The sequence below is a fragment of the Paenibacillus sp. MSJ-34 genome (assembly GCF_018918005.1).
Taxonomy (GTDB): domain Bacteria; phylum Bacillota; class Bacilli; order Paenibacillales; family Paenibacillaceae; genus MSJ-34.
Map to the genome: position 1 here is coordinate 46,931 of NZ_JAHLPR010000029.1, position 24,867 is coordinate 71,797.

The 24,867-nt window shown below is 55.4% G+C and carries 25 protein-coding genes; 6 read left to right on the top strand and 19 right to left on the bottom strand.

The annotated features are described in order from the left end of the window. Positions 1 to 123: 123 nt before the first annotated feature. Together KQI79_RS15630 and KQI79_RS15635 are read right to left on the bottom strand one after the other, a co-directional pair. Positions 124 to 306 (bottom strand): H-type small acid-soluble spore protein, encoded by a 183-nt coding sequence (locus KQI79_RS15630; protein WP_216539165.1) that lies wholly within the window; start codon positions 304 to 306, stop codon positions 124 to 126. Positions 307 to 373: 67 nt separating this feature from the next. After that, positions 374 to 559, bottom strand: a complete 186-nt coding sequence (locus tag KQI79_RS15635) for a hypothetical protein (protein WP_216539166.1) — start codon at positions 557 to 559, stop codon at positions 374 to 376. Between the two features lie 102 nt (positions 560 to 661). Between KQI79_RS15635 and ku the strand changes: the two genes are divergently transcribed. The 5 genes from ku (at position 662) to KQI79_RS15660 (ending at position 5,172) form a co-directional block, all read left to right on the top strand. Then, positions 662 to 1,582, top strand: coding sequence for a non-homologous end joining protein Ku (gene ku / locus KQI79_RS15640; protein WP_216539167.1), 921 nt, complete (start codon positions 662 to 664; stop codon positions 1,580 to 1,582). 3 nt (positions 1,583 to 1,585) lie between these two features. After that, positions 1,586 to 2,494, top strand: a complete 909-nt coding sequence (locus tag KQI79_RS15645; protein ID WP_216539168.1) for an ATP-dependent DNA ligase — start codon at positions 1,586 to 1,588, stop codon at positions 2,492 to 2,494. A 105-nt stretch (positions 2,495 to 2,599) separates the two neighbouring features. Next, entirely contained in the window at positions 2,600 to 3,484 is an 885-nt protein-coding gene (ligD, locus tag KQI79_RS15650) for a non-homologous end-joining DNA ligase (protein ID WP_216539169.1), read from the top strand. 207 nt (positions 3,485 to 3,691) lie between these two features. Continuing rightward, complete coding sequence (locus tag KQI79_RS15655) at positions 3,692 to 4,666, top strand: M23 family metallopeptidase (RefSeq protein ID WP_216539170.1); 975 nt, start codon at positions 3,692 to 3,694, stop codon at positions 4,664 to 4,666. Between the two features lie 83 nt (positions 4,667 to 4,749). Continuing rightward, complete coding sequence (locus KQI79_RS15660) at positions 4,750 to 5,172, top strand: bactofilin family protein (protein ID WP_216539171.1); 423 nt, start codon at positions 4,750 to 4,752, stop codon at positions 5,170 to 5,172. 21 nt (positions 5,173 to 5,193) lie between these two features. On the opposite strand, the gene KQI79_RS15665 is transcribed toward KQI79_RS15660, so the two are convergent. From KQI79_RS15665 to KQI79_RS15680, 4 genes are all read right to left on the bottom strand, one after another. After that, a complete protein-coding gene (locus KQI79_RS15665) occupies positions 5,194 to 5,961 on the bottom strand; it encodes an ABC transporter permease (RefSeq protein WP_216539172.1) in 768 nt (255 codons plus the stop codon). Beyond that, positions 5,945 to 6,871 carry an ABC transporter ATP-binding protein gene (locus KQI79_RS15670; RefSeq protein ID WP_253298182.1) on the bottom strand — a complete coding sequence of 309 codons (927 nt, stop codon included), beginning with the start codon at positions 6,869 to 6,871 and terminating at the stop codon, positions 5,945 to 5,947. The genes KQI79_RS15665 and KQI79_RS15670 overlap by 17 nt, the downstream gene beginning before the upstream one ends. A gap of 17 nt (positions 6,872 to 6,888) precedes the next feature. Then, entirely contained in the window at positions 6,889 to 7,083 is a 195-nt protein-coding gene (locus KQI79_RS15675; RefSeq protein ID WP_216539173.1) for a hypothetical protein, read from the bottom strand. Between the two features lie 90 nt (positions 7,084 to 7,173). Next, complete coding sequence (locus KQI79_RS15680; protein WP_216539174.1) at positions 7,174 to 7,947, bottom strand: Rossmann-fold NAD(P)-binding domain-containing protein; 774 nt, start codon at positions 7,945 to 7,947, stop codon at positions 7,174 to 7,176. Between the two features lie 174 nt (positions 7,948 to 8,121). Between KQI79_RS15680 and KQI79_RS15685 the strand changes: the two genes are divergently transcribed. Continuing rightward, positions 8,122 to 9,846 carry a glycosyl hydrolase family 28-related protein gene (locus KQI79_RS15685; RefSeq protein ID WP_216539175.1) on the top strand — a complete coding sequence of 575 codons (1,725 nt, stop codon included), beginning with the start codon at positions 8,122 to 8,124 and terminating at the stop codon, positions 9,844 to 9,846. 400 nt (positions 9,847 to 10,246) lie between these two features. On the opposite strand, the gene KQI79_RS15690 is transcribed toward KQI79_RS15685, so the two are convergent. The 13 genes from KQI79_RS15690 to KQI79_RS15750 are packed head-to-tail and all read right to left on the bottom strand — an operon-like array spanning position 10,247 to position 24,866. Further along, the gene (locus KQI79_RS15690; protein WP_216539176.1) at positions 10,247 to 11,215 is read right to left on the bottom strand and encodes an LCP family glycopolymer transferase; all 969 of its coding nucleotides are present in this window, start codon (positions 11,213 to 11,215) and stop codon (positions 10,247 to 10,249) included. A 29-nt stretch (positions 11,216 to 11,244) separates the two neighbouring features. Beyond that, a complete protein-coding gene (locus KQI79_RS15695) occupies positions 11,245 to 12,054 on the bottom strand; it encodes a GNAT family N-acetyltransferase (protein ID WP_216539177.1) in 810 nt (269 codons plus the stop codon). After that, complete coding sequence (locus KQI79_RS15700; protein ID WP_216539178.1) at positions 12,051 to 13,220, bottom strand: DegT/DnrJ/EryC1/StrS family aminotransferase; 1,170 nt, start codon at positions 13,218 to 13,220, stop codon at positions 12,051 to 12,053. The genes KQI79_RS15695 and KQI79_RS15700 overlap by 4 nt, the downstream gene beginning before the upstream one ends. Before the next feature lie 6 nt (positions 13,221 to 13,226). Continuing rightward, positions 13,227 to 14,321, bottom strand: a complete 1,095-nt coding sequence (locus tag KQI79_RS15705) for a GNAT family N-acetyltransferase (protein ID WP_216539179.1) — start codon at positions 14,319 to 14,321, stop codon at positions 13,227 to 13,229. Positions 14,322 to 14,363: 42 nt separating this feature from the next. Next, positions 14,364 to 15,605, bottom strand: coding sequence for a glycoside hydrolase family protein (locus KQI79_RS15710; RefSeq protein ID WP_216539180.1), 1,242 nt, complete (start codon positions 15,603 to 15,605; stop codon positions 14,364 to 14,366). Positions 15,606 to 15,624: 19 nt separating this feature from the next. Next, positions 15,625 to 16,239 (bottom strand): sugar transferase, encoded by a 615-nt coding sequence (locus KQI79_RS15715; protein ID WP_216539181.1) that lies wholly within the window; start codon positions 16,237 to 16,239, stop codon positions 15,625 to 15,627. After that, a complete protein-coding gene (locus tag KQI79_RS15720) occupies positions 16,236 to 17,213 on the bottom strand; it encodes an SDR family oxidoreductase (protein ID WP_216539182.1) in 978 nt (325 codons plus the stop codon). The genes KQI79_RS15715 and KQI79_RS15720 overlap by 4 nt, the downstream gene beginning before the upstream one ends. After that, complete coding sequence (locus KQI79_RS15725; RefSeq protein WP_216539183.1) at positions 17,206 to 18,564, bottom strand: nucleotide sugar dehydrogenase; 1,359 nt, start codon at positions 18,562 to 18,564, stop codon at positions 17,206 to 17,208. The genes KQI79_RS15720 and KQI79_RS15725 overlap by 8 nt, the downstream gene beginning before the upstream one ends. Next, the gene (locus tag KQI79_RS15730) at positions 18,554 to 19,753 is read right to left on the bottom strand and encodes a glycosyltransferase family 4 protein (RefSeq protein ID WP_216539184.1); all 1,200 of its coding nucleotides are present in this window, start codon (positions 19,751 to 19,753) and stop codon (positions 18,554 to 18,556) included. Before KQI79_RS15730 ends, KQI79_RS15725 begins: the two co-directional genes overlap by 11 nt. Next, entirely contained in the window at positions 19,750 to 20,937 is a 1,188-nt protein-coding gene (locus KQI79_RS15735; RefSeq protein WP_216539185.1) for a glycosyltransferase family 4 protein, read from the bottom strand. The genes KQI79_RS15730 and KQI79_RS15735 overlap by 4 nt, the downstream gene beginning before the upstream one ends. Then, positions 20,937 to 22,436, bottom strand: coding sequence for a hypothetical protein (locus KQI79_RS15740; protein ID WP_216539186.1), 1,500 nt, complete (start codon positions 22,434 to 22,436; stop codon positions 20,937 to 20,939). Before KQI79_RS15740 ends, KQI79_RS15735 begins: the two co-directional genes overlap by 1 nt. 35 nt (positions 22,437 to 22,471) lie before the next feature. Continuing rightward, positions 22,472 to 23,653 (bottom strand): glycosyltransferase family 1 protein, encoded by a 1,182-nt coding sequence (locus KQI79_RS15745; RefSeq protein WP_216539187.1) that lies wholly within the window; start codon positions 23,651 to 23,653, stop codon positions 22,472 to 22,474. Beyond that, on the bottom strand, positions 23,595 to 24,866 hold the full coding sequence (locus KQI79_RS15750) for a lipopolysaccharide biosynthesis protein (RefSeq protein WP_216539188.1): 1,272 nt from the start codon (positions 24,864 to 24,866) through the stop codon (positions 23,595 to 23,597). Before KQI79_RS15750 ends, KQI79_RS15745 begins: the two co-directional genes overlap by 59 nt. Position 24,867: the final 1 nt, after the last annotated feature.

Below are 24,867 nucleotides of genomic sequence, written 5' to 3' on the forward strand. Positions count from 1 at the left end.
TCCCGCTAGTCCCCTAGTCCGCCAGCCCATCCTCCGCCGGTCCGCCAGCCGCCACTCCCGCCTCTCATCCGAGCGACAACAGCAAAAACCGGCGCTCATAGCCGAGACGCCGGTTGCAACAGCTTATTGTGCTTCCTGCAAACGATCGACGGAAACGGTTTGCGTGTTGCCGGGGTTGGTGCCGACCTGCACCGTCGCCATCCGGTTCGCTTCGTCCACGCTTTCGATCCACACCGAGTTGCCGTCAAGATGCACGGGAAACATATCTTTGGAATGCAAAATTTCCTTTGCGCGGTTAACGTCCATGCTACACCTCCAATAAACTCAATATTCGAGCATAAAACATTGTTTCGCCATACTATATCGTCGCCGGTTACTTATCCGCCGATTCGTCCGTCTCGTCCATCGTATCGGTCGTCGACGCCCCGATAAATCCGTTTTGTCCCGTCACTTGTCCGCCGCCGAGCCCTTCGTTTACCATACGGTCGATATCCATAAAATACGATTTTCGGCCTTCGCTTATCTCATCCCGTTCTTTTTCCTCGTCCTGCCTTGCCATCTCATCGCACCTCCGCTAAATAGTTTGCCCCGGATACACATATACTAACAGCGGTTGTTCAAATTGAGACATCCACCACTTACGCAAAGGAGATTCTAATGTATGCTTACCGTCTGGAAAGGAGCCATCAGCTTCGGGCTGGTTCATGTGCCTGTCAAAATGTTCGCAGCGACGGAAGATAAAGATATTTCGATGCGCTACATTCATAAAGTTTGCGGCAGCCCGTTGTCGTATGTGCGAACGTGTCCGGTTTGCGAGCAGGAAGTCGGATGGGACGACATTTCGAAAGGATACGAATACGAAAAGGGCAAGTTTGTCCTGTTTGAAAAAGAAGAGCTCGAACAATTGAACGACGAGGCCAACAAAGCGATTACGATTATGGATTTCGTCGACTTGAAGGAAATCGATCCGATTTATTTCCAGAAAACATATTATTTATCGCCCGATCACGCCGGAGCGAACGCCTATAACTTGCTGCTTGAAGCGATGCGCCAAACGGGCAAAATCGGCGTGGCCAAAATTTCGATCCGTTCCAAGAGCAGTCTGGCGGCGATCCGGGTGATCGACCGTTGTCTGGCGATCGAGACGATATTTTATCCGGATGAAATCCGGTCGATCGAGAAAGTCCCCAACCTTCCCGAACAAATCAACGTCAACGATAAGGAACTCGGCATGGCTAAGCTGCTGATTGAGCAATTATCGACGCCGTTCGAGCCGCAGAAATATACGGACGATTACCGCGAACGGGTACTCGCGGCAATTCAGCAGAAAGTGGCGGGCGAGGAAGTGAAGATCGCGCCGGAGCAGAAGCAGCAAGCGAATGTGGTCGATTTGATGGCGGCTTTGCAAGCGAGCATCGAAGCCGTCAAGCCGATCGCGCCGGACCCTGGCGAGGCGACGCCGCGTAAACGCGCCCGCAAAACGCCGGCAGCGAAGAAAGCCGCGGAAACAGCGGAAGCCGAAGCGCCGGCCGTGACAGCGCCGAAACGAACGCGCGGCAAGAAAACGAAGGAATCGGTGTAGCTTATGAACTGGCCGCCGGAACCGATGGCGCCGATTTCATCGGATCGCATTCCCGAAGGGGACGATTGGGTGTATCAGTTGAAATGGGACGGAGTCCGCATGTTGGCGCATGTCGACCATGGCCGGGTCGAACTGTACTCGCGCAAACGGCTGAATAAAACGGCGGTATATCCGGAAGTGGTGCAACAGCTTGCTCCTTTGCAAGGACATTATTGGCTGGACGGAGAGGTCGTTTATTTCGATCCGGAATTGGGACGGCCCAATTTCCAGAAGGTGCTGCAGCGCGAGCGTATGCGAGGCGTGTCTTTGAACCCCGCTGCGGCGACGCCGATCGCCTATGTTCTGTTCGATATTCTGATGATCCGGAACGAGGATTTGCGCGGCTTGCCTTATTCCGAGCGGCACCGGAGGCTCGCAAGCCTGTTTCCCGAGGCGAAGCCGCAGTTGTTCGTCACCGACCAATTTCAAGACGGGCATGCATTGTGGGCATGGATCGAGTCCCGCCAATGGGAAGGAATCGTCAGCAAGCGGCTTTCGTCGACGTACCATGAAGGGAAGAACCATCAGGATTGGTTCAAGAAAAAAACAAAGCTGCTGCTCGTTCCCGACATCGTCGGCGTCAAACGAAACGAAGGGCGGGTGGCAAGTCTTGTCATGCGTTCGGAGAACGGGGGATACATCGGCAAAGTTTCGCTGGGACTCACTACGGCAACGCGCCAATGGCTGGAGGATTACGCCGAATCGCATCCGCGCGGGCGCCCGGCTTTTCACCCTTTGCCAGCGGATTTGGCGAAAGAAGAGATCAGGTGGATCGACGAGGATCATATATTGAAATGCGAGGTAACCGGGCTGGAGTTTACGGGGGACGGGCTCTTGCGGCATCCGAAAATCGTCAAACTGCACATGAAATGATCAACGAGCCCGCTCACAAAAAACTTAGCGTGCGCTTCCGAAGCGAGTTTTGTTCGAAGCTTCTCCCGGAAGATACGCTCACAAAACTTTTAAGGAGTGCCTCACATGAGCAAAAGCGCGAAGGGAACGCTCGCGATAGACGGCGAACAATTGACGGTCACCAATCCCGATAAAATGTTATGGCCGGAACAAGGAATTACGAAAGGTATTTTCTTGCAAAAACTGGCCGAACTCGCTCCCTTTCTCCTGACGTATTGCCGCAACCGGTATTTAACGACCATCCGATATCCGGACGGTGTCGACAAACCGTTTTTTTACCAAAAAAACTGCCCGGAACCGAAACCGGATTTCGTCAAAACCGCCAAACACGAACAAATCAATTACGTCCATCTCGACTCCTTGCCGACGCTGCTCTGGCTCGGCAATTTGGCATGCCTGGAATTCCATCCTTCATTCCATTATATTGGCGACCCGCTCCCCGCCGAATGGCTGATCGATCTCGACCCGAGCCGGGAGGAAGAGCCCCGCATCATGGAAGCTGCGGCGCTCGTTGGCGACGTGCTGCATTCGCTTGGCATCGAATCGGTTCCCAAAACGTCCGGCGCGACGGGCGTGCAAATTTTCGTGCCGATCGAACGCGGCCTCACCTTCGACCAGCTGCGCAAAATCGGCAAATTTATCGGGACATACGTCGTCGAGAAAAGGCCCGATTTGTTCACGATCGAACGGCTCAAAAAAGACCGCGGCACCAAAATCTATTTCGATTATTTGCAGCATTACGCCGGCAAAACGTTGTCCGCCCCTTACACCCCGCGCGCCCGCAAAATCGCGTCCGTATCCACGCCGTTAACATGGGACGAGGTGCGCCGGGACGTTCATCCCACCGACTTCCATTTGCTCAATATCGGCGAACGGCTGCGCCGGACGGGGGACTTGATCGCCCAAACGCGGCCGCAGCGGCTAAGCGTCATTCTCGAACATTTAAAGTGAGATTCGAACAGTCAAGCCAAGGATTTCGAAGAATGCCGGATTTCCGGCAAGAGAATCGTCGCAATTTGAAAAAATAAATACGAGCAAAAAGGCGGCCAGCCATCCCCTCCATCCACCCTCCTTATCCAAATGGTTACAATTTTTTAGCATGTTTTGCGGGACAGTCGAATAAATAGCAAGTATAAACCCTTTTTTAGGAGAGTAGCCATGAAGAAGCGATGGGTCAAACAGAAGATGACATTGCTCGTCATCCGCGAGGCCGATCAATCGGTCAAACAACTCGATATGTCGAAGATGCTCGTTGTCGCGGTTCCGCTCGCCGCCGTGCTGTCCATATCCGGTTTTATCGTCGGTCTCGAGATGAAATCTTCCGCCCATATTCGCAGTTTGGAAAGCATGATGGCCGAACGCACGATGCAGATGGAAATCACGGTGAAAAACAAGGAACTTGCGATCCAAACGTTGCAAAACGAAATCATTCGCCTCTCCTCGCAAACGCAGGACATGAAAAACGAAATGCAGAACATTACGGAACTGGAGCAGCAATTGCAGCAGCTCATCGATACATACGGCGTGACGGAACCGACGAAGACGAGCGAAATATCGGCATTATCCTGGGACGCGGTGGACAACGTCGGCGGAGATTTGATTGAAGCAAGCCAGGAACAAATTTTGCAGCTGGCGCAGGATACGCGATCCGATCTGAATCAAATCAAGGAAATGCTCGGCACGATGCGGCATAACGTATCCCAGACGCTGCACAAAGCCCAGGTCGTCGCGGGTACGCCGACCGAATGGCCGACGGTTTCCACCCGTCTGACGTCAAGCTTCGGTTACCGCAAAGATCCTTTGACGGGCAGAGCGGCTTTTCACGCCGGCATCGATATCGGCGGCAAAGTCGGCGATCCGGTGTTTGCGGCCGCGGACGGCAAAGTCATTACGGCGGACAAAGACGGCTCCCACGGCAAATACATCGTCATCGAGCACCCGAACGGATTGAAAACATGGTATATGCATCTGCATAAAATCGAAGTCGAAGTGAACGATACCGTGTCCAAGGGAGACCGAATCGCGCAGCTAGGCAATACCGGACGCAGCACGGGGCCCCACTTGCATTTCCAGATCGTGCAAAGCGACAAGCCGATCGATCCGCTCCCGTATGTGAAAAATTCGAAAAAATAAACAACCGACAGCGGCTTTGTTGCGAAATACCGAAATACTCAAATACTCAAATACTATACTCAAAGGGTTAGGAGGAACCTTTCATGTTGAAAGAATCGAAAAAGTCCCAGCGCCCTACCGACACGCTGATCGGACAAGGAGCCGAATTCGAAGGGCGGATGGAAGGCCAGGCCAACCTGCGGATCGAAGGGCAATTCAAGGGGGAAATCGTGGCCGCGGGCGATGTCATTATCGGCGAGAAAGGAGTCGCCCATTCGAACATTTCCGCCCAGAACGTCATTATCGCCGGGAAAGTGATCGGCGACGTTGCGACCAAAGGGAAGCTCATTTTGCTAACAACCGGCCAGCTCTGCGGCAATTATTCCGGGCCGTCGCTGATCATTCACGAAGGCGCCGACTTCAACGGATCGAGCCAGATGGAAAAAGGCCCGGCTGCGGCGCCGCTTCATAAAGAACCGGAGACGACGAACGAAAAATCGGCCAAAAATAAAAAGCAAGCGGGATAAAACCGTTCCGCTCGCGGAAAGTCATGCAATATCTCTTCTCGCGAACACGATCCAGGAGATAGCGAGAAACGCCGCAAAATAGACGGCCAGCACCGCTGAGGAGAAGCCGAAGCTCATTCCCGGATATGGCGTGCTGCCGTGCATATAGTTGTACAAATGCATGTTGTGGAAAAGCAAATATTTGGCCCAGCCGTACTTGGCCGGATGGAGCAGCATCGGCACCATATCGCCGAACATGAATACAAACATCGCCATTCCGATCGAAAGCCCATTGCTGCGAAAAACGGCGGACAACATGAACGTAAATGTGGCAATCACGAGCAAATCGATAAATTTATAAACGGACGTCATGAGGAAATCCGACCATAATCCGGGCCCGGGCATATTCGGGAACAGAAGCGCCGATATGCCGAATACGAGCGCAAACACAAGCACGCTCATGAACAACGCGAACAGAACGAGCGCTATATATTTGGAGAGCAATATTTTGCCCCGGGTCCAAGGGCGGATCAGCAGCAGCTTGATCGTTCCCCAGGCAAATTCGCTGGAGACGATGCCCGCGGCGACCACAATCGTCACAATGGTAATGCAAACGTTCAGCATCGGCAGCAAGCTGAACACCATATCTTGAAGCGTAATCGCCGCAGATCGGTCGACCGTATACGACAAAAGCGGAATCAACAAGGACAAGCCCGCCAATATCCCGATCATGACCCATGTTCCCAAGCGAAGGTATATTTTCAAGTTTTCATTATGAACTAATTTCCAAAAGCTAAACAATCTGCTCACTTCCCGTCATTTCCAGAAATTGATCTTCGAGCGATTTCGTCAGCGTACGAATGCCGTACACTTTAATGCCGGCTTGCACCAATTGCGCGTTCGCTTCGGCAATTCGTTCGCGGTCCGCTTCGACGATCAGCCTCTGCCCGTCCGCCGAGACGGACGCTTCCGTCCCGCTGCCTGATAATGCGTCCAGCGCCGCATCGGGACGATCCACCTCAAACTCCGCCTGAACGATGCCGGAATAACGGCCCGCATCGTGAACGGAGCGTTCGTCGATCAAACGCCCGTTCTGAATAATGGCGACCCGATCGCACATCAGCTCCATTTCCGATAGCATATGGCTCGACACGAACACGGTGGTCCCTTCCTCCCGGGCCAATGCGCGCAAGTAATCGCGCAATTCGCGAATGCCGGCCGGATCAAGCCCGTTCGTGGGCTCGTCCAGCACGAGCAAGGAAGGACGGTGCATGATCGCTTGCGCCACGCCTAACCGTTGCCGCATTCCAAGCGAATACGTCTTCACCTTATCGTCAATCCGACGTTCCAGCCCTACCAAGCGGACGACTTCGTCGATTCGCTCCCGCGTAATATTCGGCATCATCCGTGCAAAATACGTCAAATTTTGATATCCTGTCATAAATTTGTACATTTCCGGATTTTCCACAATCGCTCCGATATGGCGGACCGCCTGCTCGAACGATTTCGAGATGCTTTTGCCCTCAATCCAAATATCGCCCGCGGAAATGGAGCTTAACCCGACCATCATGCGAATGGTCGTCGTTTTGCCGGCCCCGTTCGGTCCCAAAAAACCGTAAACTTGTCCGGCGGGAATATCCAATGTCATGTTATCGATAATCGTGCGGGAACCGATTCTTTTCGTAACGTCCCTGAACTGCACAACCGTCTTGTCTGCCAACCTGATTCCTCCTAGGCTTATTTCGAATAATCGGACAAATCGGACCCGGAGACGGAAGAGAACATATCCGAGACCGGACGGACGTAACAGGCTTCGCAACAGCCTAGCGGCGTTTCAATGCGGAAATAGCCGGTGCGAAATACGGAAACAGCCCGTAACGACGGCACAATTTGACCGCATGCCAAACAGTAAATATTGTCCGTTTGTTTCATATTATCGTTCCCTTCTAGAAACGTCTTCAACAATTTGCTACAATATGTATCATTTTTACAATTTACCTCAACAAACTAACGTTGTCAAGTTCAAGTTCTGAACCGCTCCGCGACAAACCGCAGTTCCCCCAGCAAATCCGACAGCGCCACTCCCTCGTTCCGGCACTGCTCGGACATCGCTTCCGCCCATTCGCCGCGCGCTTGGATCCACCGGTCGAATGCGATCTGCAGCAATTCCGCCGTTCGTACGTCGGTTATCCGCAGACGCCGTCTCCCGAGCGGAAATAAAGCGGATAATTGTTCCTCCGCCCGCACCGCTTCCGGAACGCCGATGACAATCCGCCGCGTCAAGCGGGAAGAAGGATCGTAGGGATGCAGCGGATCGGATAGCGAAGGGATCATCCATAGCTGGACCGATGGGCCGTATCGTTCCTGCAAGCTTTGCGCCAATCTGCCGCAAGTTCCCGCCCGCACCGCCGTATGAACCGCAACGATTCGCGCCTTGCCGAGATTCGGGCCAAGCTCTTCCAGTATCCTCCCTGCCTGCCCCTCCGCGGACGATAGCCCCGCTCCCTCTCCCGAACCCGAAGCGTCGTTTGATAGAGGCAATGCGTATACGACCGCTTCCGCATGCCGGACGGCATACGAAACATTGACGGTAAAGAGGAGCAGATCATTGTCGGCATATCGTTTCCACGCCTTCATCCGTTCGGCCGCAAACGCCGTCCGGTCCGGCGCGTCTCCCCGCAGCCGGCCGATCCGCCCGGCATCGCGGTCGGCGACGACGACACGGTGTCCGAGGGCCGCCAAGCGAATCGCGCAACGCAATCCGTCATCCCCGGCTCCGAGCACAGCGCATCTCACAAACCGCGCCCTCCTTTGTCCACAAAAATTATGCGCCTCCTCACATCTTATTCTTCTCTATTCTATGATATGCCAAACAAAGTTGATTCTTTTCCCTATCACTTTTTATTTGCGAGTTTCATATGTTATATCAAATCTGCTGCATAAGCATACGGAAAGTGTGGTGAATCAAACATGGCGAATATAGTGGATATTAAAGATTTCGGTGCGAAAGGGGACGGGGTCGCGGACGACGCGGCGGCCATTCAGCAAGCGGTCGACAGCGCGAAGGGAATTCCGGTTTTCATCCCGCCCGGCACTTATCTTTTATCCAAATCTATCATCTTGCCGCAAGGCAAAACGATCATTCAAGGCGTTGGAACGCTGAAAAAAACGGGAAATTTCGGGGGAACCGGCCTATTGGTAGACTCTAACGGCGGGGCAACCGGACTGATCGTCAGCGGAATCGGATTGGACGGCAACGAAGCGAACCAATCGCTGCAAAGCCCGCATTACCAGGTCGGCGTAAGATTAGACCGCTCCAGGAATGTTGTCTTTGACGGCGTGCAATTATATAATACGGGATTTCGCGCGTTGGACATGCGCTACTGCGACGGTATCGTCGTTACGAATTGCATATTCCAAAATTGCGGGGTCAATATCGGCGGAAGCGGCGGGGCGAACAGCAATAGCGGAAACGCGATCAGCTACGATTTTTGCAAAAACTTGGTCGTAAAAGGCAATACGTTCCGCCGATGGGGAGACAGCGGCTGCGACGGCATCGAAGGACAAAACATTGTAATCGAAAACAATATATTTCTCGGCGCATCCTACTTCGGTTTGGAACCGATTTACGAAGAAGGGGGGATCGGCGCGACCGGCTCGGATCGAGTCGTCATTACGGGGAACTACGTGCAAGCCCGCAAAGGAATCGCAATCGAACCGCTTACGAAAAGCGGCCGCGACATTCTCGTATCGGGCAATATGGTGAAGACGAATACGTTATGCGGCATCTTCGTCACAGGCAGAGCAGACCTGGGCTTTTCGATCTCGGAAATACGCATTGCCGATAATATGATCGAAATGACGTATCCGGGCGAAGAAGCGAATGGAGGCATCTATATCGGGGCGAACGTCTTCGACTGTTCGATCGAGCGGAACGCGCTTAACGGCAACGGCGATGCGTCGAACAGCAATGAAGGGATCGGCGGCATCACGGTTCGCGGCGACGCGAATGCGAGAAACAGCGATATTTCCATCCGAAACAATACCGTAACCGGATTCAGAGGATACGGAATTTACGCGCGCTATACGGACGGACTTACGGTCGAAAGCAATATTTGCAAACATAATTCGAAGCAGTATTCCCCAGTAGGCTACCGGGGCGATATCTATTTGCTCGGTTGCCGGGACGCCGGCTGCTCAGGCAATACCGTCACAGTCGATCCGCTTCATGCGAGCAACGCGATCTATTTCAACGGCTCGACTTGCACGGTCGGAGCCAATGCTACCAACGCCAAGACGTTGTACGGTTCCGTCGATTCGAATATGCTGCCGTCCCGATTCGATCGGATCGAGATCGGCGGCTCCCTCGTCAGCAACGCCAGCGATCTTCCGGATGCCGGCGCTTTCCGGAAAGGCGATTGCCTGTACCGGACCAATCCAGAGCCGGGCGGATACGTCGGCTGGGTATGCACCGCCGCGGGTATTGCCAACAAGAACGCTTGGGCGCCCAGAAAAGCTTATACGGTCGGCACGACCGTGAACGCCAATAATAAAGTATACCGCTGCATCGGTGCGGGCACGTCGGGAACTTCGGCGCCGTCCCGCATCTCCGGCACGATAACGGACGGTACGGTCGTATGGGCGTATGTCGACGCGCTGGCCGTGTTCAAACCGTTCGGCTTGATCGGCTCATAGTCATGGACAGTATCGCTCCCCTCCGCTAGCGCATAGCGGAGGGGAGCTTGTTAAGCATCAAGCAGCCCCCACCTTGTAGATCGGATGAGGGCTTGAATGAAGGGGGCCAACGGACCGTTTTATACGATTCTATTGGATTTTGTCCAATGAATTATCCTTTTAACCCCACTGTGCGATTCTCCATTGGATTTCTTCCAAATAAAATGTTCGCAAACAGAGCAGAAAGACGGGGAAAGACGAAAAATATTGGATATTTTCCAACGGGAATGCGCACTTCTACTAAAAACACCCAATTCGATTGGACATCATCCAACGGCCTATCCCCAACCGATACTTCAATTCACACACGGTCTCGATCACGGTATTGAAGATGGGCTCAGTTTGACGCTTACGGAACTCGTTATGTAAGCTGGTCGACGATCAAATCGTGAATTCTGCTTTTCTCTTGCGAATCGACGATATAATAATAGATGCGATCGATCATTTTCCCTTTGCCGTTCACAACCTCATGATGAAATTCGTACCGGTGCGGCTTGTATTTCATAAATAACGTTTTGATCCGGTCCCATGTCAAATTCGTTTTTACATCGTTCTTGAGAATATCCAATATGCCCGGCAAATCTCCGATATTGGCAATATCACGCAGCGAATCGAACAATCCTTTCAGCAGCTGCTGCTGGCGCAGCGTTCTGCCTACATCTCCGCGGGGATCGTCACTGCGCATCCGGGCGTAAGCCAGCGCGGCTTCGCCGCCCAGCACGTTCTTTCCTTTTTCGAATACATATCCGTCGTGGTCGAAATAAAACGCATTATCTACCTCAACGCCACCCAACTGATCGACGATCTCCGCAAATCCTTCCATATTCGTTTTGACATAGTAGTCGACGGGCGCGTCGAGCAGCCGTTCCACCGTTTCGACGGACATCGCCGTTCCGCCGAATGCATACGAGTGGTTGATTTTGTCGACCGTGCCTTTACCCGCAATTTCCACCCGGGTATCGCGCGGAATGCTTACGAGAAGGACGGACCGTTTCGCCGGATTCACGGTGGCGAATACGATCGTATCCGCGCGCCCGACATCCTGCTCGCGTTCGTCCACGCCGAGCAGCAGCAAGGAGAACGGCTGCAATTCCTCGCCGTCCATCTCCGCCGCGTTGCCGGGCATGGCGTCGGCTTCGCCCTGCCCGCGCACCGGGACGGGATTGTCGCTTGCTTGCGCGCGAAGCGGCGATTGCGGGCGATTTGGCAGCGCCTCGTACATCCGGTCCACCGTTTGCTTGACGCTTATATAGGCGTACAGCATCGTTCCTCCCGCCAGCAACAGCAATCCGACTCCGATGCAAGCCGCTATTTTCATCCATCGCCTCATGCTCGACTCTCCCCATTATCGTGACCGTATTACGGCTTTCCGCCCAATTCCATCATCATTCTTACGCTAGTATCGACTTTAGCGAGCCAGCCCGGCATTTGCGCTTCTTCCGGCACGAGAGCCGCAAGCTTGCGCGCCGGATCGAATTCCTTCAATCCCGCGATCAGTTCCTTGTCCCGCAAAGCGGCCGGAGTCGACACCCGATAATAAGCTCCGCCGATTCTGCCGACCACATAGCGCGCCAGCGACGTTTCAATCTCCAAATTCGAGAATTGATACACGGCATGAATGTCCTGCGCATCGTCCAAGTTGCCGATGCGAAACGTTCGTCCGCCGCCGTTCCCCGATTGCGTTAGCGCCGGCAAATCGCCGGCAAGCCACGCGGTCGTATGAACGGGACGGAAACCGACCCTCTCATACCAGCCGAGCACGCCTGCGTTCGAGACGAATCCATCGAGCGTAATCTCCCGTACGCCGTACCGCTCGGCATACCGTATGCCCCACCTGAGCAACGACTTCCCAATCCCTTTCCCTCTCGCTTCCGGGTGCACGAACAAATTGTTCAAATGCAAAGCGCGGACGATTAAACGCCACTCCGCAAAGCCGAGAAGAACGCCCCGTCCGTCCGCAATTCCCATAAACGTCGAATGGAGGGAGAAGGGGGGACGTTCAAGAAACGGGATGATATATTTGCGGTATCCTTCGCATGAACAAATCGTCATTTCGTAAATGCCGGGCTCGGAACCGAGCCGGATCAATTCGAAAATGCCGGATGCATATTCCGGTCCTAACCGGATCACATCGTAGCTCCCTTGCATCCCCATCGCATCCCTTCTCATTGAAGCACCCGCTTCCCCGCGACGGACGAGACAAGCGTCATGATGGCATCGATGACTCTGTTCTGATCTTCCTCCTGCAAATCCGATCCGGAAGGAAGGCAGATGCCGCTGCCGAACAACTCATCGGAGACGCTGCGATGTTGCTCATGCGGATAATAGGAGCATGATTGAAACAACGGCTGCAGATGCATCGGCTTCCACACCGGCCTTGCCTCGATATTGCGCCCGGCCAGTTCCTCCAGCAAACGGGATCGGTTCCATCCCGTCCGCTCGGCATCGACGGTCAACGCCGTTAACCACCGAGTGGAGCGGCCGTAAGGAGCCTCCGGCATAAAGGCGATGCCATCCAACCGCGACAAGGCGCGGAAGTAACGGTCGTACACCCGTCTGCGGGACTCCACCCGCTCCTCGAGCACCCGCAGCTGCCCTCTGCCGATAGCGGCCGCTACATTGCTCATCCGGTAATTAAAGCCGATCTGCGTATGTTCGTAATGAGGTACGGGCTCGCGCGATTGCGTCGACCAGAAGCGCGCTTTGTCAAGCGCCTCCAGGTCGTCGGATACGATGGCTCCTCCGCCTGATGTCGTAATCATTTTGTTGCCGTTAAAAGAATAAACGCCGAACCGGCCGAACGTGCCGCTTGGGCGCTGCCGGTAGGTCGCTCCCAACGACTCCGCCGCATCCTCGATCACCGGTACGCCGTAAAGGCCGCAAAGCTCGAGAATCGGAGCCATATCGGCGCTCTGGCCGTACAAATGGACGACGACGACAGCCTTCGGCAGTCTTCCCTGCAGTTCGGCGTCAATGAATGCGCGCTGCAGCGCGGCCGGCGACATATTCCACGAATCCGGCTCCGAATCGATAAAAACGGGGACCGCCCCTTCGTACAAAATCGGATTCGCGCTCGCCACAAACGTTAGCGTAGAGCAAAAAACGGTATCTCCGCGCCCCACTCCCGCCAGCCTTAATGCGAGATGAATCGCCGCCGTGCCCGAGCTTAGCGCAACCGCGCCCGCCGTTCCCACCGCTTGGGCAAGCTCGCGCTCGAAGGCGTCGACATGGGGGCCGAGCGGCGCAATCCAGTTGGTTGCGAACGCCTCGGCTACATACTCTTGTTCCAGATGGCCGATATGCGGATTGGACAAATAAATTCGTTTGGCGTTCATCGCCCGTCACCTTCCCGATAAGGTTGCAAACGGCTCCGCCGTCTCCCAGCGGCCGCGGTAAACCGGATAATAATCCGGATCCGTCAAGCAACCCTGCCTGCTTCTAATTTCGTAAAGCTCATCGTAAACCGCTTGATTATGCGTTTTTTTGCCGATGCAGAAAGCGGCCAAATTGCTTGGAGCGAACGATTTTTTGTAAATAAAGATACCGTCGTTTTCTTGATAACCGCCGCCGAGCACATACTTTTCAATCCCTTTGCCATGCGCCCACATCACCGCGAAATGCTTCAAGAAATTTTCGGAACTGACATGGTAATAATCGAACAGCGTCCCGCCCAAAAACGCGTATAAATATTTGTCGTCGTAGAAGGCCAGTTCCGACGAAATGATGCGTCCTTCGTACCACGCATGGAAAAAAACGAAGTTTCCGCGGAATCGGGACACGATATGTTGGAAATAGGAGGAGCTGAAATAGTAGTAATCCGCCGCTTTCCGGCGGTTCATCGTATGATTGTACACTTGCAGAAATTGCTCCAGCTTTTCCCCGGTTTCATCGACTGTTGCGGTAACGCCGAGACGTTCCGCTTTCCTGACCTTTTTCCGGCTTGTTTTCAAATACGATTTCAAAAAATCTTCTTCCCGCCATTCCGGCTTAATGTCGATGTACACGTTCAGCTTTCTTTTCTCGACGTCCATATGCTTCGCAAGCTTGCCGGCGCAAGGCCGAAGCGGGTGAAAGCGGGCGAATTCCGTCACGATGTTGCTTGCACGGCAATAACGGTCGAACGCCGACCGAAATTCCGCAATCAGCCGTTCCTCGCGGTCGGGACTGCATTTCACGAGCGGCCCGCCGAACCCGTACGCGGTGCTAATATCGTAATATCGGTTCCGCAACGTTTCGGGAAGCCAGTCGCCTTCGATGGTTTTTTTCAAATACGGGTAAAAAACGAATTGGCCGTCGTCTTCGTAAACAGCGGCCTGGGGCAATCCTTCATTCAGATATAAACGATAATATTCCAGCTTCCACATAACGGCGTCGTCGAATTGGCCGACGTACCTGTCCCACTCCTGATCGTCAATATGGCTTATTACTTTGAACATATTCGGATACTCACCTCATACGGAATTGTCGGAATTCGCGACTTATCGCAATAAACTAATAAAATTGCGCACATATCCGGCGATCGATCCGGCATGCTGCAATGACACATTGACCCACGGAAACGATAAGGCGATGTCGATTTCCGTCTCTTTGGCGGCATCCAATTCGACCGTTTGAACCGACGTATAGGCGGGTGCCGGATCCGCGCCTTGCCTGACGACGAGCGTCCCCCCGTGCTCCAGCTTGACGATGCCGCGCAACCGTTGATACGGAAACGGCTTGAACCATCCGTAGTCCTTCCGTTCGCCGGCGTCCATCGTCCCGTAATCGTCGATCCATCTTTCGTCGATCGGGGGAAAGTCCGGCTTCGGGAAAGCCGACATTTCGGTCCAGCAGGCGGCGGACAGTTGAGTGCCCCCCGGTTTGTCTCCGCCGCTGACCAACAGCAATTGCTTCCCGCCGTGCGGTACGACGCATGATTTGTAGATGCGCCAGGCCAACCGCTGATCGATTCCTTTCGGAACGCATGGAAGTTCGTCGATATACCAATTTTCGCCGTCAATGCTGCTGCCGTAATACAATTGGGTTGTATTCAGCGTGCTGTAGCCGCCCGTTCCCGCCGAAGCGACCGTATGATACAGCGCCCCGTCTCTCCAAACGTCGCAATGCCATATCGTCAAATTCGGCCGCGTGCTGGTGCGGCAGCGTCTCCCGTCGCCCCAATGGACTCCGTCGTTCGATTGGTATCTATAAAGTCCTCCGCCCTCGTCCTGCTTGCCCGCCCACATATGCCATTGTCCCGAGAAATAATGGACGGAAGGCGAGACGACCGTCTCATCGGACGTGCAAAATTCGCGCGGGGCCCAGTTCGATCCGTCCGTCGTCATGCGGCGCAAAAGCGTGTTTCCGTCCCTGTAATACAAATACAGCACGCCATCCTTAAAGAGCAGATTCGGATCGGACTGGAAATCGCCGATAACCGCCGTATCGATCGGATTCGTAAAATTCGGCGGCGCCGTCCACTCCAGCAAATCGTTCGAGACGAAGATATGGGTATTCTCATAGGCGGCGATCCCGTTCTTATACCCCGATACGGCCATCCAATAAGCGTAGCCGTTCCATTTCTCGGGAAAATAAACGACGGACGGGTGTACGGTTTGACCCGACCCGTCCGCAGTAGGCAGCCAAGGAAATTGAAGTTCGGAAACGATCCTGAGGCGAGAAGAATGGCAACGATCGACAGCTTGCGTTGCTGCATGATTTGCGATAATTAACGATTGCATCTTTTCCTCCTGAAAGGTTTTAATAGGGAACGCCGGATACGTCGCGGCGCTCTTCGTCCAAATCGAGCATAACCGACGAAGGCACGGCGACGGTTCCGTCCCGGCCGATGACTTTCTTGACGGTCAGCAGAAGAATTTTCAAATCAAGGCGAAACGAATGGTTCTCAACGTATTGCACATCCAATTCGAGCCGTTCTTCCCATGACAAGGCGTTTCTGCCGCTCACTTGCGCCAGGCCGGTCATTCCCGGCCGTACCGTATGGCGCAGCCGCTCCCGCTCCGTATAGTAAGGAACGTACCTGGGCAAGAGCGGCCGCGGGCCGACAAGGCTCATATCGCCTTTCAATACGCTGAACAATTGCGGGAATTCGTCCAGACTCGATTTGCGCAAGAACAAGCCGAAACGCGTAAGCCGCTGCTGGTCGGGCAGCAAATTGCCGTACGCATCCGTGCCATTCGTCATGCTCCGGAACTTGAGAATGCGAAAGTTGACGCCGTTCCTTCCCGTACGCTCCTGCCGAAAAAGAACGGGGGATCCGAGTTCGCGTTTCACGAGCACGGCGACGACGGCGAGAACCGGACTGAACAACACGAGCAGGAGCGCGGAAACCGCCGCATCGAATATCCGTTTCATCCCGCCGCCTCCGCCTGGAAGGCAGCGCCGTCTTCCCGATGCCGGCGCGCGTACCATCCGATCGTTTGGCGCAGCCCTTCCTCGAAGCCGACTTTCGGCTCGTAGCCGAGAAGCCGCTTCGCCTCCGACACGTCCGCCAAGCTATGCTTGACGTCGCCCTTTCTCGCTTCAAGGTACGCAGGTTCGATATCGGTCCCGATCATGTCGCAGCATGCCCGGTACAGCCGACGCAGCGAGATTTGCTCGCCGCATGCGATATTGAACACTTTGCCGTTTGCTTCCGTCCCGGCGGCGCAAGCAAGCAAATTCGCCGCCACCACATTGTCGATATAGGTGAAATCGCGGGATTGCTCGCCGTCTCCGTAAATTTCCGGTTTCTCGCGGCGCAAGAGCTTCGTGACGAAGCGCGGAATGACGGCGGCATACTGCGATTGGGGGTCCTGCTTCGGCCCGAATACGTTGAAATAGCGCAAGCAGACGGCAGGCAAGCCGTACACGCCGTAGAACACGGCGGCGTATTGTTCGGCCGCGAGCTTCGATACGGCGTACGGCGATAACGGCGCGGGCGGGAGCGTTTCCTTCTTCACCGCCTCCTTCGCGTCGCCGTAAGCCGACGACGAGCCCGCCAGGACGATCTTCTTCACGCCCGCGTCGCGGGCGGCGATCAGCATGTTCAGCGTGCCGTTCACGTTGTTCAGATGCGTTGTCAGCGGATCCTCGACGGAACGGGGAACGGAGCCGAGCGCCGCCTGATGCAGGATGTAATCCGCGCCGCTTGCCGCCTCGCGGCATGTTTCCAAATCCCGGATATCCCCTTCGATCAGTTTGATTCGATGCATGAACGGCTCCAAATTTTCTCTTTTGCCTGTCGAGAAATTATCCAGCACCGTCACTTCCTGTCCTTGCCTGAGCAACGCTTCTACCAGATTCGAACCGATAAAACCGGCCCCGCCGGTAACGACGTGTCTAGACATAGGCCACCTCCGCGCGGCCTTGCATCCGGTCGCCCGCCGACCGTTGGCCCCCGAGCAAATAAATATGATCCCCGCAAATGCCTCTCGTCGCATTGCGCGCATCGAATACGAGCGGGGCGTGGACGGCGACCCACCGGTAATCGATGCAGCGGTGATCCGTCGCGATCATGACCAAATCGGCTTGCGCGAGCGCCCCCTCGCTTAGCTCGACCGAATGCAATTCATTGCCGTGTTTATCGGCAAAGCGCGGAACGTACGGATCGTAATAGGCGACTTCCGCCCCTTTATCCCGAAGCAGATGATAAATTTCGAGGGCGGGAGATTCGCGGACATCGTCGATATCCCGCTTGTAAGCGACGCCGAGCATCAATATATTCGCGCCGTTCACCGACTTTTTGCGCGAATTGAGCAGATCGCTTATTTCTTGCACGACGAATCGCGGCATATTGCCGTTCACATCGCTCGCAAGCTCGATGAATCGGGTGTAGAAGTCGTATGTTTTCGCCTTCCAGGACAAGTAGACCGGATCGAGCGGAATGCAATGGCCGCCGATTCCCGGTCCCGGATAAAACGGCATATAGCCGAAAGGTTTCGTGGCGGCAGCGTCGATCACTTCCCACACGTTGATTCCCATCCGTTCGCACATTAGCGACAATTCGTTGACAAGCGCGATATTGACGCTGCGGAACGTATTTTCCAGCAGTTTGACCATTTCCGCCACTCTCGTAGAGCTGACGGGAATGACCGTATCTACGATGTTCCGGTACAGCATCGACCCGATCTCGGTGCATCTCGGCGTAATGCCGCCGATGACCTTCGGCGTATTTTTCGTATGATAGGACGGATTGCCGGGATCGACCCGTTCCGGGGAGAAACAGACGAAAAAATCTTCTCCGATCCGATAACCCAACCGGGTGCGGATTTCATGCTCGATCAATTCCTCCGACGTCCCGGGATAGGTCGTGCTTTCCAACACGATGAGCGTATGTTTCGTCAGCACGTTCACCACTTCATCGACTGCGGCCGTCACGTACGAAATATCGGGATCCTTCGTTTTGCGCAGCGGCGTCGGAACGCAAATGCTGATCGTATCGGCTTCTTGCAGCGGGGCATAGCTCGCGCTGAGCGTAAATCGGCCCGATTCGACGCATTGCGCTACGTCTTCATGCGGCACGTCTTTGACATATGATTCCCCGGCCATCAATTTGCCGATCTTTGCTTGCGACACATCGATCCCGATAACGCGGTAACCCGACTTGACCATTTCGATCGCCAGCGGCAAACCGACGTAACCCAAGCCGACGACGGCTGCCACCGCCGTTCTGGTTTTTATTTTTTCCTCAAGTTCCATAACGCGCCTCCCCCTTGTTCACAGCATGGACATGCGTCCTGAGCGAACGGTAAAACTCCGTTCTGCGCCGGCGAAGAACTTCCGGCGCGTATTCGAGCGACTTCAAATAATTTCGCCTCGCCATTTCTTCCATCCGCTGCGGATCGGCAATGACGGCTTCGATTTTATCCGCCAAGGCGACGGGATTCCCCGGCTCGACCAATTCGCTTGGCCCGAGCAATTCGGGAATTCCTCCGACTCCGGCAGCGATGCAGGGCATGCTGCGGGCCATCGCCTCGATCAATGCGCGCGGCAACCCTTCCACCAGCGACGGGAGCACGAACAAATCGCACTCGTCCATATGCGCCGCCACCTGTTCCAAGCCGTGCAGCATGCCGAGAAACGTCACTTTGTCCTCCAGCTTCAGCTCGCGGACAAGAGATTCGAAGTCCGGCCTGCATCTGCCGTCCCCGGCTAAACGCAGCCGCACGTCGCAGCCGCGGTCCAAACAAATCCGCAACGCTTGAATGAGCGTATCCTGCGCTTTATAATGCGTCTCCATCGTGCCGACATGCAAAATCGTCAACGGCCGCTTCGGCTCCCTAATATGGCAGCGGAACATGCCGCCGTCCATTTCGAGCGAAGAATAATGCGCCGTGACCGTCTTCTCTCCCGGAGGATATCTGCGCTGCAACGTTTGCTCCGTCACATAGGAAGCTCCGAACGCTTCCAGGCACTGCTTCTTCAACTGGACCGTCCCCAGCGCTCTGACGAGCGGCCGCACAACGCTTTTGACCGTGCCGGGAGCGAGCGCCTCCCAGGCATCGCTGCACACTTCGACGCTGAACCGCTTCTTCTGCCGCTTGGACTCGCGCCAGGCAAGCGTCGCGATCGTGCCCGGCACCCGCAGCATCGCGCAATCGCATAACGAGACGGCCCGCCTTGTTTCCCGTTTCAGCCGGCGCCATTGCCGCACATATTGCCAAGGGCCGATATAATACGGCAAACCGTAGAAGGCCACGCGCTCGGAATCGGCCCGAATCCAGCCGGAAGAAGAAGCTTCGATATCGCGGACCCGCGCCAGAACGAGCACTTCGTCGAACACTTCCAAATACCGTTCCCAGAAGCCGGCCCCGTTCTGCGCGAGCGTCCAGACGGCGCCGTCCGGGGTCCGGTAGAAACGGGTGTCCAATGCCACTAATAGTTTCATGCTTCGATTTTCACCCCGATACGATAACCTCGCCGATCCAACAAGTTTTCATAAAGCCGCAAATGTTCCGTCCATATTTGCCGCGGGACGAAATCCCGTTCCATTCGTTCTCTCGCCCGTTCCCCCATCCGTTTGGCCGCATCCGGCCGTTCCAGCAGATCTTCGATCGCCTGCGCAAGCCGGCCGCTGTCGCCGATCGGCACGATCGTCCCCGTCACGCCGGCGACAACCGCATCGACGCATCCCGTCGCTTCCGTCGCGATCGCCGGCAGCGATGCCGCGCCCGCTTCCAGCAATACCGTAGGCATCCCTTCGCGGTAAGTGGGAAACACAAACATATTCATGCTGTGGTAATAAGGAGCGACGTCGGATACGAATCCCGCCGTTTTAATATAAGCGTTGCGCGCGATCCGTTCCCGCGTCGGCAGCCCGATCGTGTCTTCTTCTTCATCATCGCCGCATAGCAGCAAATACAATTCGGGATAAGTCCGCTGCACTTGCTCGAATGCTTCGACCAGTTCCTCGATCCCTTTATCTTTGGCAAGACGGCCGACAAAGCCGGCTACGACTGCGTCTTCCGGTATGCCGTGCTCGGCGCGAATCTCTCTGGACCTCCGCAGCAGCGCGTCTGTCGGCGCATAAGCGCCGCAATCGACGCCGTTGCTGCTGCCGTGCAGAACGACAGTCGTTTTTCGTTCCGGGGCGATGCGCCAATCGACAATTTTGCTCCGCAAGCTGGGACTGACCGCCAGCACGCGGTGGGAACAACCCGCGGCTACCTTTTCCAGCAGCATGAGCAGTCCCCGCTTCGCCCCTTTTACCGTTTCGAACCGCAACCCGTGGACCGTGTATATGCGCACCGGGACGCGGGCAAGCCATGCCGCCATACTGCACAGGAGTCCCGCCTTCGGCGTTCCGGCGTTGACGACCGTCGGCTTCAGGCGGCGAAACAAACGGAACAATTTCCATAGACTTACAACATCCCTCATCGGGGAAATCCCCCGCTTCATCGGCACGGAGTACACCTCCGCCCCTTCGCACCCGACGCGGCCCGGCGAGCTTACGACGCCGACGCGGTATCCGTTCCGGCGCAGGAAGGCGATTTGCCCTTCAATAAACGCGATACTTTGGGAAACGGTCACCGCAAATAAAATAAAAGGTGCGTACGAATGCCCTTTCCTCATTACAACCCCCCCAATCGTTCATCCCGTTTCGTGACCAGCCATAGGAACAGAAACGGCATAAATCCCGATTTTACAATAAAAAACACGATATTGTCCGAGTCTCCGACCAATAGAACGAAACATAAATTGATCAGCAGCGGCAGCAGCAGCAGCCGAACGTCTTGATGGCGCCACGCTTCCGACAATCTGCGAATGGCGCCGATGATGAAGCCCCATACCGCGAACGCCGCGGGAATCGACCAAATGCCGAAGTTGATGAGACTCTCCCCGAGCAAGCCGTATACCCTTGACGATTCGAATCGCCCGGGAACGTGCGATCCTTCGCCGAACAGCGCCTCCGTCCCCGCCTTTTCTTTCGTGGGCGGCTTATCCGGCCATACGAACTGCGGGACGAGCAGAGCGAGGGCGCCGCCGTAAGTGGAGCCGTAAGCGTAGCCGTACTCGTCCGGATAGCGGACGGCCCGGTAGAGAACATAGGATTGAATATCGCTGCGCGCCAGGTCGCCAAGCAGCGTCATCCGCCACGACGACTTATGCTGTCCGCCGTCCTGCTCGGCTGCCGCCGAACGGTTCAGCATGCCGCTCAATCCCTCCAGTCCCTGGTCCTTGTAAAAACCGTATATGTACATAAACAAAAACGTAAAGCAAAGGCCGACTAGAATCACTTTCCTTGTGACGGGCCGGATATAGTAATGAATGATGCCGACCGCCCAAAACAGCGACCATAGCGTGTTGCTCCTGCTGCCGCGCAGCCCGCCGAACAGCAGCTGCAGCAGCGTGAATGCGGTCAATGCCGCGAACAGCACGGCCCAGCCCGGGACCGAAACGTTTTTCTGCTTCAACAGCAGCGCCGCGCCGATCGCCAGCACGATCGGAAAACTTTCCGAGAACATAAACACGATGCCGAATCCTTGAAAAGCGTTTCCTTCCGTATACGATTGAATATAGCCGCCGATACCGCCGAACCGGGCATAGACGATCAATTGCAGAGCCAGCGTCGCGGCAAGAAACGCAAACCAGACGGGCAGGAAGGCGCGTTGATTGACAACCCATCGCTTCGCGGCCTTCCGTCTCGTTCCCCATCTTACATTGCGCGCGATGCGGTAGATCATGATCCCGATAAAATTAAAAATGGAGAGATACCCTAGCCACTCTCTCCAATCGTCGGGCGGGCTGACCTCGCCCATCCATATGTTCCAATGCACGTGAAGCAGCGGAGCGAGAAAAAAATAATGCACGCCCAGCATGCCGATAACGCCGAAAAGATCGAACGGATCGGATTTCCCCCTCAGCCAGTCGACGGCGTCCGTCCCGATCGCGATACCGCATAGCAGCACCGGAATCACGAACCAATGCCATAAGTTCGGTTGAAACGCCAAAAATCCGGTTGCCGCGAGCAGACACGCGTAACAGGAAATAAGAAAACTGCGATAATCGCCCGTCATGCGCCGCGTACCGGTATCGGATCGCGGGGCCTCGATCTTGACCCGAGATAGCATAAGCATATTCCTTTCGCATCAATCAATAGGTTCCGTTAGGTGTTATGAGCCGAACAGTAAATCGATTGGAGCAGCCGGCTCGATTGCGAAATTTCCAAATTCCGCTCGATTATTCTTCGCTCGATCGCATCCCGGCTTATTTTCCCCCGGCCGCGCTGGCGCAAAATCGCCTCCACCCACCCGTCGGTCCGTTCCTCCAGATCGGCGAACGCAATCAATCCGAGCCCCAAATCGACTTCCCCCGGAACCGTTCGCGCAATGACGGACGGCACTCCCGCCGCCTGCGATTCGATCGCGGCCAAACCGAGCCCTTCGTAGAGAGACGGGAATACGAATACGTCCATCGCGGCGAGCAAATCCGGAACGTCGTCGCGCACGCCGAGCAATAGGACGCGATCCTCGATCCCGTACCGGGACGCGGTCTGCTCGATCTCCGCACGCAAAGGGCCGTCGCCGGCAAGGAGCAAGTGGGCGTTCGGAACGCGCGCAAGCAAATCTGCGAACACGCGGAGAAGGAACCGGTGGTTCTTCGGCGGATCGAAACGTCCCACATGGCCGATCAGCAGCGTATCTTCGGGCAAGCCAAGCTTGCGGCGCAGTTGCTGTTTGTCTTCGGGCAAACGGAGGTATTTATCCGTATGAATCCCGTTGGGCACGATCCTCACTTTGCCGGAGGCGAAACAATCGTCGCCGAATAACGACTTGCACGCGGCGGTCGAAACGCCCAGCATGTGGGTCGAGCAGGCGGCGATCTTTCTTTGCATCATGCGCCGGTACATCGTTCTTAGCGGCGTATCCCGGTAACCGTCCCGTATGCTGTTGCTGTTCGCGATTCGAATCGGTATGCCGCATGCTTTCGCCGATTGCAAGACGAGTCCCGAGAAATAATACAGCTGGCTATGTACGCCGGCAAACGGCCCGTATTCCGTCAAGATGCGGCGAACGTCCCTTTCGTATTTCCACAGCCGGCTCCATACCGGAGCGGCAATATGGAAAATTCGTCCGCCCAATTCGTATATTTCGCGATCGAAATGGCCCTCTCTATGCGAATGGACGACAAAATCGAACTGAATCCGGCTGCGGTCGATATGCCGATACACGTCCATGACGAACGTCTCGGCCCCTCCGCGGTTCATCACTCCGAAAAAAAATAAAATTCTAAGCGGTTGTTGCGACAATACGATCACCCTCGCGTTTTCGATTTTTCCGTACTGCATACGCGACGACCGCCGCACTCGCGGCCGCCTGAACGCCTCCCGCGATCATAAGCGAATATACCGCGCCGTACACGCCGTGGAGCGGCACCAGCTGCCACAGCGAGAGGAAGCTTGCAAGCGCCGTCAACGCAAATATATACGGCTGCACGGCAAACAAGCGCGCCGCGGTCATGCCATACCCGAGACAGGAAGCGGCGTAGGATATGGCGGCGTACCCCATCATCCATACGAGCAATGGTCCGTACGCTGCATATTCCGGCGTATATACAAGCGCCAATATCGGTTTGCCGGCAACGGCCGCGACGACTGTTCCTGCGGCGCCCAAACCTGCCGCCAGCGCCCCCATCCTCCATAGCAAACGTTTGTAGTCCGCCGTTCGCCTCTCCGCGTAGTAACGGGCCAGCCGAGGGCTCGCCGTTTGTCCCAGCGCCCCCATGACCGTGCTTCCGGCAACGATAAAATAAGCCAGCGACGCATAGAAGCCCAACGTTTCCGTACCGAGAATCGATTCGATAAAATAGCGCGGAAGCGCGTCGGTTAACGATATGAGCATCATCACGATGCCGAGCGGGAAACTAAGCTTGGCCAAGGAGCGAAGCTGTTGAAGCCGCAAGCGCGGCTTCAACGTTTCGAATCGGGCGCCGTATCGCATATCGGCCGCAACGAGAACGAGCAGCCAAACCGCGCATAAACCGGCGACGCATACGACAAGGCTTCCGGTCGTCCATAAGAGCAATGCGGTCGTAAGCAGCGACAACGGCCCTTTGACGAGCAGCGATTTGGCGATCAGATCCAGTCTTTCCCGCTGCTGCACCATGCCGTAGACGACGTCGCTCACCGACTCGATCGCTTTGGAACAGCCGATTAGCAGCACGACGGCCGTCATTTCCCAAGAATGGCGATTCATCGCCATGATCGCCGCGATGACGGCAACGGACAAGACGGAAGTGCACAGCCTTAGTCCCATGTAATCCCCGAATGCGTATTGGCGCTCGGAATCCGTCGCTTGAATGGAACGAAGCTGCAAGTTTGCGAGCATAAAGACGGGCGCCGTAACGGCCAGGCCAAGCGAATATTGGCCGACCATTGCCGCTCCGCCCCATTTGGCCATCATGGCGATGAGCGCCCATTGGCAGAGCGCATACACGACGTTGCCCGCGAAGGTCCATGCAAAATTGAAGCGCAGCGACGGCGCGGTTCGTATAAGTTTCATC

Excerpts from the sequence above, each read along its gene's own strand:
- KQI79_RS15630 (WP_216539165.1), bottom strand. The coding sequence starts at position 306 with ATGGACGTTAACCGCGCAAAGGAAATTTTGCATTCCAAAGATATGTTT.
- KQI79_RS15635 (WP_216539166.1), bottom strand. The coding sequence starts at position 559 with ATGGCAAGGCAGGACGAGGAAAAAGAACGGGATGAGATAAGCGAAGGC.
- ku (WP_216539167.1), top strand. The coding sequence starts at position 662 with ATGCTTACCGTCTGGAAAGGAGCCATCAGCTTCGGGCTGGTTCATGTG.
- KQI79_RS15645 (WP_216539168.1), top strand. The coding sequence starts at position 1,586 with ATGAACTGGCCGCCGGAACCGATGGCGCCGATTTCATCGGATCGCATT.
- ligD (WP_216539169.1), top strand. The coding sequence starts at position 2,600 with ATGAGCAAAAGCGCGAAGGGAACGCTCGCGATAGACGGCGAACAATTG.
- KQI79_RS15655 (WP_216539170.1), top strand. The coding sequence starts at position 3,692 with ATGAAGAAGCGATGGGTCAAACAGAAGATGACATTGCTCGTCATCCGC.
- KQI79_RS15660 (WP_216539171.1), top strand. The coding sequence starts at position 4,750 with ATGTTGAAAGAATCGAAAAAGTCCCAGCGCCCTACCGACACGCTGATC.
- KQI79_RS15675 (WP_216539173.1), bottom strand. The coding sequence starts at position 7,083 with ATGAAACAAACGGACAATATTTACTGTTTGGCATGCGGTCAAATTGTG.
- KQI79_RS15685 (WP_216539175.1), top strand. The coding sequence starts at position 8,122 with ATGGCGAATATAGTGGATATTAAAGATTTCGGTGCGAAAGGGGACGGG.
- KQI79_RS15690 (WP_216539176.1), bottom strand. The coding sequence starts at position 11,215 with ATGAGGCGATGGATGAAAATAGCGGCTTGCATCGGAGTCGGATTGCTG.
- KQI79_RS15695 (WP_216539177.1), bottom strand. The coding sequence starts at position 12,054 with ATGAGAAGGGATGCGATGGGGATGCAAGGGAGCTACGATGTGATCCGG.
- KQI79_RS15700 (WP_216539178.1), bottom strand. The coding sequence starts at position 13,220 with ATGAACGCCAAACGAATTTATTTGTCCAATCCGCATATCGGCCATCTG.
- KQI79_RS15705 (WP_216539179.1), bottom strand. The coding sequence starts at position 14,321 with ATGTTCAAAGTAATAAGCCATATTGACGATCAGGAGTGGGACAGGTAC.
- KQI79_RS15710 (WP_216539180.1), bottom strand. The coding sequence starts at position 15,605 with ATGCAATCGTTAATTATCGCAAATCATGCAGCAACGCAAGCTGTCGAT.
- KQI79_RS15715 (WP_216539181.1), bottom strand. The coding sequence starts at position 16,239 with ATGAAACGGATATTCGATGCGGCGGTTTCCGCGCTCCTGCTCGTGTTG.
- KQI79_RS15720 (WP_216539182.1), bottom strand. The coding sequence starts at position 17,213 with ATGTCTAGACACGTCGTTACCGGCGGGGCCGGTTTTATCGGTTCGAAT.
- KQI79_RS15725 (WP_216539183.1), bottom strand. The coding sequence starts at position 18,564 with ATGGAACTTGAGGAAAAAATAAAAACCAGAACGGCGGTGGCAGCCGTC.
- KQI79_RS15730 (WP_216539184.1), bottom strand. The coding sequence starts at position 19,753 with ATGAAACTATTAGTGGCATTGGACACCCGTTTCTACCGGACCCCGGAC.
- KQI79_RS15735 (WP_216539185.1), bottom strand. The coding sequence starts at position 20,937 with ATGAGGAAAGGGCATTCGTACGCACCTTTTATTTTATTTGCGGTGACC.
- KQI79_RS15740 (WP_216539186.1), bottom strand. The coding sequence starts at position 22,436 with ATGCTATCTCGGGTCAAGATCGAGGCCCCGCGATCCGATACCGGTACG.
- KQI79_RS15745 (WP_216539187.1), bottom strand. The coding sequence starts at position 23,653 with ATGCAGTACGGAAAAATCGAAAACGCGAGGGTGATCGTATTGTCGCAA.
- KQI79_RS15750 (WP_216539188.1), bottom strand. The coding sequence starts at position 24,866 with ATGAAACTTATACGAACCGCGCCGTCGCTGCGCTTCAATTTTGCATGG.